The organism is Ruegeria aquimaris, from assembly GCF_025751555.1.
Taxonomy (GTDB): Bacteria; Pseudomonadota; Alphaproteobacteria; order Rhodobacterales; family Rhodobacteraceae; genus Ruegeria_B; species Ruegeria_B aquimaris.
The window spans coordinates 296895-310275 of the sequence record NZ_JAOWLB010000004.1 but is presented as its reverse complement, the minus strand read 5'-3'; the positions used below and the strand labels follow the sequence as shown (position 1 = coordinate 310275).

The following is a 13381-nucleotide window of genomic DNA, read 5'->3' as shown; positions in this document are numbered from 1 at the left end:
GATCCTATAGGCTTTGCGCGATCTTGCGGAACATTTCTATGTTTGCCTCATTCACGCCCGCGCCACGAAAGCCGCGATCGGCGCCTGTGGTGACGATCACCACCCCGCGCGGCTGGTCGAAATAGATGTATTGGCCATAGACACCGCGTGCCAGGAACTCGCCCGGACCGGCACCAACCGGGATCCACCATTGATAGCCATAGCCGATCTTGCCGGGCGCGGTGGGGGCGCTGGCGGCCGTCGAGGTGGCGATCCAGCCCGCCGGCACCACCTGTTTGCCGCCATAGTTGCCGTTCCGAAGGATCATCTGGCCGAACCGGGCATAATCGCGAGTGGTGAAGTTGAGCCCACCCAGCACAAAGGCCACGCCCGCGCCGTCGGTGATGTAGTAACCGTCGCGTTCCAGCCCTAGCGGTGCGATGATCTTTTCGGCCAGCAGGTCTGTCACGCTGCGCCCGGTCGCGCCCCGGATCACCATGCCGATCACATGGGTGTCGATCGAGACATATTGCCAGGTTTCGCCTGGCGCGGCGAAACTCTCGGTGAAGCTGGCCGAGAAATCGTCCAGCGTGCCGCCAAGCGCCACGACCCGGCCCATCCGGTTGATGTCGGAATTTTTGTCGAAATAGTCCTCGTCAAAGGTGACGCCGCTGGCCATGTTCAGCACATTGCGGATGCTGGTGGGTTCATAGGCGCTGCCCTTGAGCTGGGGCGCGTATTTGACCACTGGATCGTCGATCGAGGCGATGGCGCCTTCCTCCAGCAGCACGCCGAACAACGCCGACAGGTAGCTCTTGGCAACCGACCATGAGATGCGGCGATCATCCGGCCCGGTTCCCAGAAAATACTCCTCATAGCGGATCTGTCCGTCCTTGAGGATCAGCAGCGAGGTCACTGCACGATCCTCAATCCAGTCCGCTCCACCTTGCGGTAACTCAAATGGCGCACCGAAAGGCAACTCGGATGTGGGCAGCGAGCCGCGCGGAATGGGCGCGGTCAGAAACGCGGCGTCCATGTGCGAGAAGTTTTCGACAATCCTTTCGGCCGAGAACAGCGAATTCACTGCCAGAAGCCGGGTGATCTCTTCGCGTTTCCAGAGACCGACAACCGCGACCGCCACGACCAGCGCCAGCAGGATACGCCCCAGCCATTTGCCGAATGTTCTCATCGTTTCCTCCCGCATGCTTTGCCATCCAGAGTGGCGATGCCTGCGCAATCGGGCAACAGCTACGTCGCGGCAGCCGTCATTTGAACCGGTCGACCAGTTTCTGAAGCGGGCTGCGGTTGTCCTCGGGGGCAGGCTGTGGCTCTTCCACCTTGGCCGGGTTCTCCTCTGACCTCGGAGCTGTCCCGGTCGAGGATCTGGGTGGCGCGGTGCGCAGGGCGACGGCGTTCATGAACCGCGCGCCGTCACCGGCGGCCAGGGCGGCCGCGCCATCCGAGACACCGCGCAATACGTTGTCGAGCCACTCCTCGTCGGCGCGGGCGAAGTCGTGCAGGACGTAGCCCGCGACCGCTTCCTTGCGGCCGGGATGGCCGATGCCCAGCCTGACGCGGTCATATGCGGCCCCGATATGGTCATGGATCGAGCGCAGCCCGTTATGTCCGGCATGACCGCCGCCCGCCTTTACCCGAACCTTTCCCGGCGCAAGATCCAGCTCGTCATGCAGAACGGTCACATCCGTGCTGTCGAGCTTGTAGAACCGCATCGCCTCGCCCACAGACTGGCCCGAACGGTTCATGAAGGTTTCGGGTTTCAGGAGAAGAACCTTTTCAGATCCCAGGCGTCCTTCGGAAATCTGCCCCTGAAACTTCGCTTTCCACGGGCCAAACTCGTGATCCTCGGCAATCCGATCCACGGCCATGAAGCCGATATTGTGCCTGTTGCGGGCGTATTTCGCGCCTGGATTTCCCAGTCCGACGAACAGTCGCATGTCGGGCCTCTTGCTTTGCCTGTGGTCGGTTCTTCTTGCCGCCTATGGACCAAAAAGGCCAGATGTTGCCGGGGCTCGGACAATGAAAAAGGCGGGGCAACATGTGCCCCGCCCTTGATCTCTCGACGATTGCGAAGATTACTCTTCGGCTTCGCCCTCCTCGTCTTCGGCGTCATCCGCAGAGGCGGCCAGACCCGACGGGGCCGAGATGTTGGCGATCACAAAGTTGCGGTCGATTGTCGGGCGCACGCCCTCGGGCAGGACGACGTCCTGAATGTGGACGATGTCGCCGATGTTAAGGCCGGTCAGGTCCACGGTGATCTTTTCCGGAATGTCACCGGCGGTGACTTCCAGCTCGACTTCGGGGCGAACCACGGTCAGCACGCCGCCGCGCTTGATGCCGGGGGCTGCCGAGTGGTTGATGAAGTCGACGTGAATGAACAGGTTGATGCGGGTGGTGCGGCGCAGGCGCATCAGGTCCAGATGAGTCGGCAGGTCCTTGACGACGTCGCGCTGAACGTTGCGGCAGATCACGCGCACGTCTTCGTGGCCTTCGACCTTGAGGTTGAACAGCTGCGACTTGAAGCGGCCTGCTTTCAGCATCTTCAGCAGTCTGTTGAATGGGATGTTGATCGGCAGCGGATCGTTGTCGCCACCGTAAACGATCCCCGGAACCATGCCGTCGCGACGTGCCTGACGAGCGGCGCCCTTGCCTGTCCCCGTCCGTTCCAGAGCTACGAGATCAGGAATCTCTCCAGCCATGATAGTATCTCCAAAGTTAGGGCGGGGCTCCTCCAAGGCTGTAGCCCCGCGTGAAGCCGCGCTCTTACAGGGAATCGGCTGCAAAGAAAAGGGGGGATGGGCAATCAGGCCCATCCCGCAGGATATCAGGCCCAGCGACCGCCAAAATCTTCGGGCACCAGCAGGTTGTGGCGACCCAGGTCGGCCACGTTCCTTTCGCCGCACAGCGCCATGGTGACGTCCAGTTCGCGGTGGATCACCTCCAGCGCCTTGCTCACCCCGGCCTGTCCCATGGCGCCCAGACCATAGACAAAGGCGCGGCCGATCATGGTGCCTTTGGCCCCCAGCGCCAGCGCCTTTAGCACGTCCTGGCCAGAGCGGATGCCGCTATCCAGATGCACTTCGATATCGCCGCCCACCGCGTCCATGATTTCGGGCAGGACCCGGATCGAACTCAGCGCGCCATCAAGCTGTCGACCGCCGTGGTTTGACACCACGATGGCATCGGCGCCCAACTTGACGGCCATCTTTGCGTCCTCGGCATCCAGGATGCCTTTCAGGATCACCTTGCCGTCCCATTGCTCCATCAGCTTGGCGACCTTGCCCCAGTCGAGGCTCGGGTCGAACTGCTCGGCGGTCCAGGCGCCCAGGTTGGCGGTGTCGGACACGCCCTGCACATGGCCCACGATATTGCCGAAGTTGCGCCGCTTGGCGCCCAGCATCTCGATCCCCCAGGCCCATTTCGTCATCAGGTTGGCGATGGTCTTGGGGGTCAGTTTCGGCGGGGCGGACAGGCCGTTCTTCAGGTCCTTGTGGCGCTGGCCCAGGATTTGCAGGTCAAGCGTGATCACCAGCGCGGAACACTTGGCGGCCTTGGCCCGCTGGATCAGACGGCTGGTATAGTCGGTGTCTCGCATGGTGTAGAGCTGGAACCAGAACGGGCGGCCGGTGGCCTCGGCGACCTCCTCGATCGAGTTGATCGACATGGTCGAAAGGGTAAAGGGCACACCAAACTCATTGGCGGCGCGGGCGGCCTTGATCTCACCATCCGCATGCTGCATGCCGGTCAGCCCCACGGGCGCCAGCGCCACCGGCATCGCCACGTCCTGCCCCACCATCTGGCTGGCGGTCGAGCGGCCCGACATGTCCACCGCCACCCGCTGACGCAGGCGGATCAGGTCGAAGTCAGAAGAGTTCTCGCGAAAGGTCTGCTCGGTCCAGCTGCCGCTCTCGGCATAGTCGTAGAACATGCGCGGCACGCGGCGTTCGTATATCCGCTTGAGGTCTTCGATATTGGTAATGACGGCCATGTGCAGTCCCTCGAAATTGGTTAGTTTTGTTTACCAATCATTTCATCGCTTGGCAATCCGCCCCGACCGCGACACTGTGCCCCCGACGATCAAGCTTGGGCAAGTGGCATGACAAAGTATTGGGAGGATTTTCCCGTTGGCTTCCGATATGAATCGGAGCCTTGGGAGATGACTGGCGAAGAAATCATGGATTTCGCGCGCAAATGGGACCCACAGCCGTTCCACATCGACCCTGAGGCGGCCAAGGATGGCCCGTTCGGGGGCATCATTGCCAGCGGCTGGCACACGCTCGTCACCGCGTTCGAGCGTTGGTATGCATCGGGCCTTTGGGCAGAGGCCTCGATGGGTTCGCCGGGGATGACCGATGTGAAATGGTTGGTGCCTGTGCGCCCCGGCGACAGGCTGCGCGTGGTGGCGACGGTCACCGACAGCACGGCATCGCGCTCGCGACCCGACCGGGGCCGGATCACGGTGCTGAGCGAGATCTACAATCAGGATGGCCAGAAGGTCGCCGAATACTCGGGCGTCAACATCCTTCGGCGCCGGCCCTGACGGTCAGGCGCTGTGCGCGCCGTCCGACAATGTTTTGACAAAGGCCAGAACCTCGGCCACCGGCTTGCCCGCGCCGATCTGGGCCACGATGGCAGAGCCGACAACGGCGCCATCGGCAACGCTGGCGATGGCACGCGATTTCTCGGGCGTGTTGATGCCGAACCCCACGATCACCGGCAGATCGGTCGCAGCCTTGATCCGGGCCACTTCTGGGCCGACATCGGTCGCCTGCGCCTCGGCCGACCCGGTGATCCCGGTGATCGACACGTAATAGACAAAGCCCGAGGTGTTTTGCAGCACGCGCGGCAGGCGCTTGTCGTCGGTCGTCGGCGTCGCCAGACGGATGAAGTTCAGCCCGGCGGCCTGCGCGGGCAGGCACAGTTCGGCATCTTCCTCGGGCGGCAGGTCCACCACGATCAGCCCGTCGATCCCGGCGGCCTTGGCATCGGCCAGGAACCGGTCGACGCCGCGGCTGTAGATCGGGTTGTAATAGCCCATCATCACGATGGGGGTGGTGTCGTCGGTCTTGCGGAACTCGGTCGCCAGATCCAGCGTCCGCTGCAAGGTCATGCCGCCATCCAGCGCCCGCTGACCAGCCAGCTGGATGGTCGGGCCATCCGCCATCGGGTCGGTAAAGGGCAGGCCCAGTTCGATGATGTCCACACCCGCGCCGGGCAGGCCCTTGACCAGCTCCAGAGAGGTGTCGAAATCCGGATCCCCCGCCATCACATAAGAGACAAAGGCTTTCTTGCCTTGGGCTTTCAACTCGGCGAATTTGGCGTCGATACGGGTCATCGGGCGTCCTTGCGTTCTGCTATCGGCCCGATGTGCAGAAAACCGCGCGGAAAATCAATCCCACACCCGCCAGACGGATCAGAAAGAGCGGTGAAACCGCAGCAGGACCGAGTTGACGCCCGGGTTGAACTCGGACACTGAAGCGTTCGACTTGTGCGTGATCGCCAGCGACACGGCATCACCATTGTCGAACCGATAACCGACGCCCAGCAGGCTGCGGACCTCGAACCGGCTGCCCAGCGTGTTGCTGTCCTCGCCCTCGAAGTAAACGCCGGGCAGGACGCTGACCTCGATGAACCAGTTACGATCAAACGCATATTCGCTTGCAACTCCGGCGCCCAGGTGAAAATCGCCGTTGCTGTGCAGCGTGGCCGCCGCCGCCAGCCGGGCGCTCAACCTGCCGTGTTCCCAGAACGGCGTATGTTGGTACTCCAGCGACAAGACGGCCTGATCCTCTGACCCTTCATGTTGGAAATCGGCATATCCCGTCCCAAGGATCAGGGATTGCGCATGGAGCGGAGCGGCGCAGCAGGTTGCCAGCACGGCAATGTAGGCGAAAAGTTTCATGATGGCCTTTGGTCGGATAAGTTGGTTTCGATCCCAAATGGTGTACCGACCTGTAAACCTTCAAGACGGTGAGATTTCACGATTGCTCGACGTTTCGTGAGCGCACGGCCGTGTGGTTGGGCCACATGGCTTGCGCATTTGCCCGCTCCCGCCTAGAAGGCCCCGTCGGATGGCATCAGGAGACGGTCATGGGTTTCAAAATGGGTATCGTGGGTCTGCCGAACGTGGGCAAATCGACCCTGTTCAACGCATTGACCCGCACCGCGGCGGCGCAGGCGGCAAACTTCCCCTTCTGCACGATCGAGCCCAACGTGGGCGAGGTGGGCGTGCCCGATGCCCGGCTGGACAAGCTGGCCGCGATTGCCAAGTCGAAACAGATCATCCCGACCCGCATGACCTTTGTGGACATCGCCGGTCTGGTCAAAGGCGCCTCCAAGGGCGAGGGGCTGGGCAACCAGTTCCTGGCCAATATCCGCGAGGTCGATGCCATCGCCCATGTGCTGCGCTGTTTCGAGGATGGCGACGTGACCCATGTCGAGGGCCGCGTCGACCCGGTGGCTGACGCCGAAACCATCGAAACCGAATTGATGCTCGCCGATCTTGAAAGCATCGAGAAGCGCCGCGCCAATCTGGTGCGCAAGCTCAAGGGCAATGATAAGGATGCGCAGCAGCAGGACCGGCTGCTGGCTATGGCCCAGGCGGCGCTCGAGGATGGCAAACCCGCCCGTGTGGTCGAGGTCAGCGACGAAGACGCCAAGGCCTGGAAGATGCTGCAACTGTTGACCACCAAACCGGTGCTCTATGTCTGCAACGTGGGCGAGGCAGAGGCGGCCGAGGGCAATGCCCATTCCACCCGCGTCGCTGAAATGGCCGCCGCGCAGGGCAACAGCCATGTGATCATCTCGGCCCAGATCGAGGAAGAAATCAGCCAGCTCGAAGATGACGAGGCCGCCATGTTCCTGGAAGAGATGGGGCTGGAGGAGGCCGGGCTCGACCGGCTGATCAAGGCAGGCTACGCGCTTTTGCATCTGGAAACCTATTTCACCGTCGGCCCCAAGGAGGCGCGCGCCTGGACCATCCGTCGGGGGACCGCCGCGCCGCAGGCGGCGGGCGTGATCCATGGCGATTTCGAAAAGGGCTTCATCCGCGCCGAAACCATCGCCTATGACGACTATGTCGCCTGCAACGGCGAGCAGGGCGCCAAAGAGGCGGGTAAGATGCGGTCCGAAGGCAAGAGCTACATCGTCAAGGATGGCGACGTGCTGCACTTCCTGTTCAACACCTGATCCTTGAGGCCGCCCAACCGGCGCTTGACCGAATCCGCGACTATGTTAGCGTGCTAACGAGTTTCTCGTTTCGCGGAGGGCGCCATGTCGGGCAAGCTTGTGATCACCAATATCGGCCTGTTGCTGTCGGGCAAGATGGAAGAGCCGATCTATGACGGCGATTGCGTCATCGCCATCGACGGGCGGATCTCGGATTGGGGATACGAGGCCGATCTGGACACCGAAGGCGCCGACACGCTGATCGACGCCAATGGTGTCACCCTGGCGCCCGGTCTGATCGACAGCCATGTCCACCCGGTAGTGGGCGACTATACCCCGCGCCAGCAACAGCTCCACTGGATCGACAGCACCCTGCATGGCGGCGTGACCACGCTGATTTCGGCGGGCGAGGTGCATATGCCGGGCCGACCCAAGGATATCGTCGGCCTCAAGGCGATGGCCATCGCGGCACAGCGCTGGTACGAGAATTTCCGCCCCTCGGGCGTCAAGGTGATGGCCGGCGCGCCGGTGATCGAGCACGGGATGGTCGAGCAGGATTTCAAGGAACTGGCCGATGCCGGAGTGAAACTGCTGGGCGAGGTCGGATTGGGCACCGTCAAGGACGGCAAGACCGCCCGCCAGATGGTCGACTGGGCGCGCAAATACGGTATCCAGTCCACCATTCATACCGGTGGCCCCTCGATCCCCGGATCGGGGCTGATTGACGCTGACATGGTGCTGGAAACCGGAACCGATGTGATCGGCCATATCAACGGAGGCCATTCGGCGCTGCCCGACGACCAGATCATGTGCCTGTGCGAAAGCTGCACCGCCGGGCTGGAGATCGTGCATAACGGCAACGAACGCGCGGCGCTGTTGACGCTCAATACCGCCCGTGAACTCAAGCAGATGGACCGGATCATTCTTGGCACCGATGGGCCGGCGGGTTCGGGCGTGCAGCCGCTGGGCATCCTGCGCATGGTTGCGATGCTGTCGGCGCTGGGCAATGTCCCGGCCGAAATCGCGTTCTGCTTTGCCAATGGCAACACCGCCCGCCAGCGCGAGCTGGATACTGGCCTGCTGGAGCGCGGCTATGCCGCCGATTTTGTGCTGATGGATCAGGCGCAGCATGCGCCGGGCCGGACCATTTTGGAGTCAGTGCAACTTGGCAACCTGCCCGGCGTCGGCATGACCGTGATCGACGGGGTGGTGCGCAGCGAGCGCAGCCGCAACACCCCACCCGCAACCCGCTTGCCCCGGATCGTCAGCTAGGGCAGAACCTGCCCCAGGGGAACGCGGCAGTAAGGGCAGGAATGATGAGCGCACCGTTGCAAGGGCTGAAAGTGGTCGAACTGGCCCGTATTCTGGCGGGGCCGTGGATTGGACAGACCCTGGCCGATCTGGGCGCCGAAGTGCTCAAGGTCGAAAGCCCCGAGGGCGACGACACCCGCAAATGGGGCCCGCCCTTTATCGAGCGCGAGGGCGACCGCTCGGCCGCCTATTTCCACGGTGCAAACCGGGGCAAGACCTCGATCGCGCTCGATTTCGGCGACGCGGGCGACCGCGACAAACTGCTCGACCTGATCCGCGAGGCCGATGTGCTGATCGAGAACTTCAAGGTCGGCGGGCTGAAGAAATTCGGCCTCGACTATGACAGCGTCAAAGAGGTCAATCCGCGCCTTGTCTATTGCTCGGTCACCGGGTTTGGACAGGACGGCCCCTATGCCCATCGGGCCGGATACGATTTCCTGATCCAGGGCATGAGCGGCATCATGGACCTGACCGGCGATCCGGCGGGCGAGCCGCAAAAGATCGGCGTTGCCTTTGCCGATATCTTTACCGGACTCTATGGCGTCATCGGCATTCAGGCCGCGCTGGCGGAACGCGAACGCTCGGGGCTGGGCCAGCATGTGGATCTCAGCCTGCTCGACTGCATGACCGGGGTGCTGGCAAATCAGGCGATGAACTTTCTCGCCTCGGGCAACTGCCCGACACGGCTGGGTAATGCCCATCCCAATATCGTGCCGTATCAGGTGTTCCCGGTGGCCGATGGCCATATCATCATCGCCTGCGGCAATGACCGGCAATATGGCACGCTCTGCACCATTCTTGGTGTGGCCGAGCTGATTGCCGATCCGCGCTTTACCACCAATCCCGACCGGGTCGCGCACCGGGCCGAGATGACCGAGCTGCTGACGGCAGCCTGCCTGAAATGGACCAAGGCGGATCTGCTGGCCGCGCTGGAAAAGGGCGGCGTGCCGGGCGGGCCGATCAATTCGGTGGCCGAGGCGCTGGCCGACCCGCAGATCGCCCATCGCGGCATGCGGATCGAGCCCGAGGGCGTGCCGGGCCTGCGCACGCCGATCCGGTTTTCGCGTTCGGACCTCGTGCTGGACAGGGCTTCGCCAAAGAAGCCCGCCCGGTCATGAGATCTTTTGCAAGAGCCGGATCAGATTGCGCTGTTCAGCCGGGCTGAGCGGCGCCAGCGTCTCTTCGGTGATCCGCGCGCCCGCCTCTTTCATGCGCGCGACCAGCGCTTCGCCCTCGGCTGACAGCGAAATCAGCGTCCGGCGCTTGTCGTCGGGATCGGGTTCGGTCAGCGTCAGCCCCTTCTGCCGTAGCCGGTCGACCACCCCCTTGATGGTGGCGACGTCCATCGCCGCCAGTCGTCCAAGCCGGTTTTGTGAGCACTTCCCATGCTCGGACAGGCGCACCAGCGCGGCGAACTGGGTGGCGGTCAACCCTTCGACGGCATGGGCCTGAAAGATCGCTGCATGGCGCTGGCTGGCCAGACGCAGGATGTAGCCGACCTGATCGTCGAGCAGGTAGGGGCCGGTCTCGTGCTCTGCCTTGTCGTTCATCTGTCCCTTTCTCCGGTGCCCTCGCCCAATGGGCGGTCACACGGCAAGGTACTTGGTTGAAATCTCGGGGTTTGCATCCAGGTCCGAGAACTTTCCCTCGTACCGCATGGTTCCCTTTTCGATGATATAGGCCCGGTCCGACACCTCGCGCGCGAAATGCAGGTTCTGCTCCGAGATCAGCACCGACAGCCCCTCGCGTTTCAACTCTGAAATCACATTGGCCATCTGCTCGACGATCACAGGGGCGATGCCTTCGCTGGGTTCATCCAGCAGCACCAGCGAGGGGTTGCCCATCAGCGTCCGCGCGATGGTCAGCATCTGCTGTTCCCCGCCCGACAGCTGCTTGCCCAGGTTGCGCCGCCGTTCCGCGAGATTCGGGAACAGCTGGAACAGGTGTTCGGTGGTCCATTGCGGGGCGCCCTCGCGGGCGGGGCGGCGGCCAACTTCGAGGTTTTCCTCTACCGTCAGTTCGCCAAAGATGCGCCTGTCTTCGGGCACGTATCCGATGCCCGCACGGCAGATGGTGTGGGACGCCCGTCCTCTGATCTCCTGTCCGCCGTGGCGGATGCTGCCACCGGTCTGGCGCACCAGACCCATCACCGATTTCATCGTGGTGGACTTGCCCGCGCCGTTGCGGCCCAACAGTGCCACCACTTCGTTATCGCCCAGTGTCAGCGACACGCCGTTCAGGATCTGCGCGCGCCCGTAGCGGGCGGTGAGGCCGTCGATCTCAAGCATTGCCGCGCTCCTTCTCGAACAGGCGGCCGCCGCCCAGATAGACCTCTTGCACCAGCGGGTTGGCACGGATCTCGGCGCCGGTGCCCTCGGCGATCAACCGGCCGCGGTTGAGCACAAGGATCCGGTGAGCATGGGCGAACACCACGTCCATGTCATGTTCGGTGAACACGACCGAGACATGCCCGCGCGCCACGATATCCGCCGTCAGCGCCATCAGCGCCACGCGCTCGGACGGGGCCATGCCGGCAGTGGGTTCGTCCATCAGCAAGAGCGCCGGCTCATGCGCCAGCGCAATCGCCAGTTCCAGCCGTTTCAGGTCGCCATAGGCCAGTTCCGAACAGGGCCGGTCCGCTTGTTCACGCATCGACACCAGATCGAGCAGCGCCATCGCCTCGTCCAGATACATCCGCGTCGCCCGCGAAAACAGGTCATAGACCCGGCGGTGATGCGAGATCAGCGCCATCTGCACATTCTCGAGCACCGTCATCGACAGGAAGGTCGCGGTGATTTGAAAGGTGCGCCCGACCCCCAGCCGCCAGATCCGGCGCGGCGGCATGCCGATCAGCTCGCGCCCGTTCAGCTTGACCGAACCGGAACTGGGCGGCAGATAGCCGTTGAGCATGTTGAAACAGGTGGTCTTGCCCGCACCATTGGGGCCGATCAGGGCAAGGAACTCTCCCTGTCGCAACTCAAAGCTGACATCGTCGACCGCCTGTACCCCGCCAAAGGCCTTGGAGAGGCCGCGTACCTCAAGAACCGGGGTCATGCCGCATCCCTCCGTACCAGCTGGATCAGCCGCCGGACCCCGCCCGCGATCCCGTCAGGTGCCAGCAGGACTACGGTCAGGATGATGCCGCCAAAGATGAAGCGCCAATAGTCGAGCCGGCTGACCCAATCCTCGATCAGCACCATCGCCATGGCGCCATAGACCGGCCCCGCCAGCGCATGGATGCCGCCCAAAAGGACCATGATCAGCCCGTCGATACTGTGCCCGATGCTGAGCGCGTCGGGAAAGACCGAGCCCTTGGAGAACACGAACACGACGCCTGCCAGCCCCGCCAGCGTTCCGGCCAGGGTAAAGCCCATCCATTGATGGAACCTTGTGTCGATGCCGATCGCCTCGGCCCGGATACGGCTGTCACGCACCCCGCGCAGCGTGTAGCCAAAGGGCGAATGCGCCACGCGCCTCAGCAGCCAGATCCCGCCGAGGCACAGGACCAGCGCGAGATAGAAATAGACCCGGTCGGATTTTGCCCATTCGGCGGGCCAGACCCCCAGAATGCCGTCATCACCGCCGGTGACCTCCTGCCACTGGAACGTAACGCCCCACAGGATCTGCGCCGCCGCCATGGTCAGCATCGCCAGATAGACGCCCGACAGGCGCACGCAGAACCAGCCAAAGAAGAGCGCCGCCAGCGCCGCCGCCACCGGCCCAAGCGCCATGGCGGGCAGCATGCCCCAGCCCAGCATCTTGACCGCCATTGCCGCAGCATAGGCGCCGACCCCGAAATAGGCGGCGTGCCCGAAACTGACCATGCCGCCGATGCCCATCATGAAATGCAGCGACACCGCAAAGAGTGTCGCCACCATCACATCGACCAGCAGGATGGTGGTGAAGTCCGACACCACCGCCGGGCTGAACGCCAGCATCGCGACCAGTGCCAGCAGCACCATGGTCGATCTCTGATCGAGCAAGCGCAGCGGCTGCTCCGGCTCCTCCGCGCCGCCATGCTCGCTGCCGGGGCGGCCGAACAGCCCATAGGGCCGCACGATCAGCACCGCCGCCATCACGACAAAGGGCAGCACGATAGAGACCTGCGGAAAGATCAGGATCGCGAATGCATTGAGGACCGAGATCAGCACCGCAGCGACAAAGGCCCCCGTGACGCTGCCCATGCCACCGATCACCACCACCACAAAGGCCTCGCCGATGATCGACAGATCCATTTGCAGCGACACCGCCTCGCGCGGGATTTGCAATGCGCCACCCAGCCCGGCCAGCGCCGAGCCCAATACGAAGGCCGCCGAGAACAGCCAGGCCTGATTGACGCCCAGGGCGCCCACCATCTCGCGGTCTTGCGTGGCCGCGCGCACCAGCACGCCCCAGCGGGTGCGGTGGAATACCAGCCAGATCGCCGCCAGCACGGCGGGTCCGATGGCGATCAGGGCAAGGTCGTATTCAGGGATCGGCTCGCCCATCAGGCGCACCGCGCGGTCAAGGCCGGGCGCGCGCGGGCCGAGCAGGTCTTCGGCGCCCCAGATCGCCAGCGTTGCGTCTTGTACAATCAGCACGACGCCAAACGTGGCGACCAGTTGGAACAGTTCCGGCGCCCGGTAGATGCGGCGCAGGATGGTCAGTTCCACCACCAGCCCGATGCCGCCCACCAGCACCGCCGCCGCCAGCACGCTGAACCAGTAGCCCGGTATGCCGCCCTGTAACGTGGTCACCAGCGTATAGGCCAGATAGGCCCCTAGCATGTAGAACGAGCCATGGGCGAAATTCACGATCCGGGTCACGCCGAAGATAATCGACAGGCCCGACGCGATCAGGAACAGCGAGGACGCGTTCGCCAGTCCCGTCAGCAGTTGTGCGAGATAAAAGCCCATCAGGCCGGTCT

Annotated in this window: 14 protein-coding genes; 4 read left to right on the top strand and 10 right to left on the bottom strand. The window is 63.4% G+C overall.

Going from position 1 to position 13381, the window contains the following annotated elements:
• Positions 1–4 precede the first annotated feature (4 nt).
• From OE747_RS08635 to OE747_RS08620, 4 genes are all read right to left on the bottom strand, one after another.
• Positions 5–1168 (bottom strand): serine hydrolase domain-containing protein, encoded by a 1164-nt coding sequence (locus OE747_RS08635; protein WP_263828200.1) that lies wholly within the window; start codon positions 1166–1168, stop codon positions 5–7.
• A gap of 76 nt (positions 1169–1244) precedes the next feature.
• Positions 1245–1934 carry an aminoacyl-tRNA hydrolase gene (gene pth / locus OE747_RS08630; protein WP_263828199.1) on the bottom strand — a complete coding sequence of 230 codons (690 nt, stop codon included), beginning with the start codon at positions 1932–1934 and terminating at the stop codon, positions 1245–1247.
• A gap of 138 nt (positions 1935–2072) precedes the next feature.
• A complete protein-coding gene (locus tag OE747_RS08625) occupies positions 2073–2696 on the bottom strand; it encodes a 50S ribosomal protein L25/general stress protein Ctc (RefSeq protein WP_263828198.1) in 624 nt (207 codons plus the stop codon).
• Between the two features lie 125 nt (positions 2697–2821).
• Positions 2822–3985 carry an alpha-hydroxy acid oxidase gene (locus OE747_RS08620; RefSeq protein WP_263828197.1) on the bottom strand — a complete coding sequence of 388 codons (1164 nt, stop codon included), beginning with the start codon at positions 3983–3985 and terminating at the stop codon, positions 2822–2824.
• Between the two features lie 108 nt (positions 3986–4093).
• Here OE747_RS08620 and OE747_RS08615 point away from each other — a divergent pair, with 108 nt between their 5' ends.
• Positions 4094–4537 (top strand): MaoC family dehydratase, encoded by a 444-nt coding sequence (locus tag OE747_RS08615; RefSeq protein ID WP_263828196.1) that lies wholly within the window; start codon positions 4094–4096, stop codon positions 4535–4537.
• 3 nt (positions 4538–4540) lie between these two features.
• On the opposite strand, the gene trpA is transcribed toward OE747_RS08615, so the two are convergent.
• Positions 4541–5332: a tryptophan synthase subunit alpha gene (gene trpA, locus OE747_RS08610; RefSeq protein ID WP_263828195.1), complete on the bottom strand. Its 792-nt coding sequence runs from the start codon at positions 5330–5332 to the stop codon at positions 4541–4543.
• A gap of 78 nt (positions 5333–5410) precedes the next feature.
• A complete protein-coding gene (locus OE747_RS08605) occupies positions 5411–5899 on the bottom strand; it encodes an acyloxyacyl hydrolase (RefSeq protein WP_263828194.1) in 489 nt (162 codons plus the stop codon).
• A 188-nt stretch (positions 5900–6087) separates the two neighbouring features.
• Here OE747_RS08605 and ychF point away from each other — a divergent pair, with 188 nt between their 5' ends.
• From ychF to OE747_RS08590, 3 genes are all read left to right on the top strand, one after another.
• Positions 6088–7185, top strand: a complete 1098-nt coding sequence (gene ychF, locus OE747_RS08600) for a redox-regulated ATPase YchF (protein ID WP_263828193.1) — start codon at positions 6088–6090, stop codon at positions 7183–7185.
• An 84-nt stretch (positions 7186–7269) separates the two neighbouring features.
• Entirely contained in the window at positions 7270–8436 is a 1167-nt protein-coding gene (locus OE747_RS08595; protein WP_263828192.1) for an amidohydrolase family protein, read from the top strand.
• 41 nt (positions 8437–8477) lie between these two features.
• Entirely contained in the window at positions 8478–9593 is a 1116-nt protein-coding gene (locus OE747_RS08590; protein WP_263828191.1) for a CaiB/BaiF CoA transferase family protein, read from the top strand.
• Here the strand turns inward: OE747_RS08590 and OE747_RS08585 are convergent.
• The 4 genes from OE747_RS08585 to OE747_RS08570 are packed head-to-tail and all read right to left on the bottom strand — an operon-like array spanning position 9588 to position 13370.
• Positions 9588–10025 (bottom strand): MarR family winged helix-turn-helix transcriptional regulator, encoded by a 438-nt coding sequence (locus OE747_RS08585; protein ID WP_263828190.1) that lies wholly within the window; start codon positions 10023–10025, stop codon positions 9588–9590. The genes OE747_RS08590 and OE747_RS08585 overlap by 6 nt on opposite strands.
• Positions 10026–10061: 36 nt before the next feature.
• Entirely contained in the window at positions 10062–10763 is a 702-nt protein-coding gene (locus tag OE747_RS08580) for an ABC transporter ATP-binding protein (protein ID WP_263828189.1), read from the bottom strand.
• Positions 10756–11529 carry an ABC transporter ATP-binding protein gene (locus tag OE747_RS08575; protein WP_263828188.1) on the bottom strand — a complete coding sequence of 258 codons (774 nt, stop codon included), beginning with the start codon at positions 11527–11529 and terminating at the stop codon, positions 10756–10758. Before OE747_RS08575 ends, OE747_RS08580 begins: the two co-directional genes overlap by 8 nt.
• Positions 11526–13370 (bottom strand): ABC transporter permease, encoded by a 1845-nt coding sequence (locus OE747_RS08570; protein ID WP_263828187.1) that lies wholly within the window; start codon positions 13368–13370, stop codon positions 11526–11528. Before OE747_RS08570 ends, OE747_RS08575 begins: the two co-directional genes overlap by 4 nt.
• Positions 13371–13381 lie beyond the last annotated feature (11 nt).

Bases quoted from the DNA above. Each gene is read 5' to 3' on its own strand.
- OE747_RS08635 (WP_263828200.1), bottom strand. From the start codon at position 1,168: ATGAGAACATTCGGCAAATGGCTGGGGCGTATCCTGCTGGCGCTGGTC.
- pth (WP_263828199.1), bottom strand. From the start codon at position 1,934: ATGCGACTGTTCGTCGGACTGGGAAATCCAGGCGCGAAATACGCCCGC.
- OE747_RS08625 (WP_263828198.1), bottom strand. From the start codon at position 2,696: ATGGCTGGAGAGATTCCTGATCTCGTAGCTCTGGAACGGACGGGGACA.
- OE747_RS08620 (WP_263828197.1), bottom strand. From the start codon at position 3,985: ATGGCCGTCATTACCAATATCGAAGACCTCAAGCGGATATACGAACGC.
- OE747_RS08615 (WP_263828196.1), top strand. From the start codon at position 4,094: ATGACAAAGTATTGGGAGGATTTTCCCGTTGGCTTCCGATATGAATCG.
- trpA (WP_263828195.1), bottom strand. From the start codon at position 5,332: ATGACCCGTATCGACGCCAAATTCGCCGAGTTGAAAGCCCAAGGCAAG.
- OE747_RS08605 (WP_263828194.1), bottom strand. From the start codon at position 5,899: ATGAAACTTTTCGCCTACATTGCCGTGCTGGCAACCTGCTGCGCCGCT.
- ychF (WP_263828193.1), top strand. From the start codon at position 6,088: ATGGGTTTCAAAATGGGTATCGTGGGTCTGCCGAACGTGGGCAAATCG.
- OE747_RS08595 (WP_263828192.1), top strand. From the start codon at position 7,270: ATGTCGGGCAAGCTTGTGATCACCAATATCGGCCTGTTGCTGTCGGGC.
- OE747_RS08590 (WP_263828191.1), top strand. From the start codon at position 8,478: ATGATGAGCGCACCGTTGCAAGGGCTGAAAGTGGTCGAACTGGCCCGT.
- OE747_RS08585 (WP_263828190.1), bottom strand. From the start codon at position 10,025: ATGAACGACAAGGCAGAGCACGAGACCGGCCCCTACCTGCTCGACGAT.
- OE747_RS08580 (WP_263828189.1), bottom strand. From the start codon at position 10,763: ATGCTTGAGATCGACGGCCTCACCGCCCGCTACGGGCGCGCGCAGATC.
- OE747_RS08575 (WP_263828188.1), bottom strand. From the start codon at position 11,529: ATGACCCCGGTTCTTGAGGTACGCGGCCTCTCCAAGGCCTTTGGCGGG.
- OE747_RS08570 (WP_263828187.1), bottom strand. From the start codon at position 13,370: ATGGGCTTTTATCTCGCACAACTGCTGACGGGACTGGCGAACGCGTCC.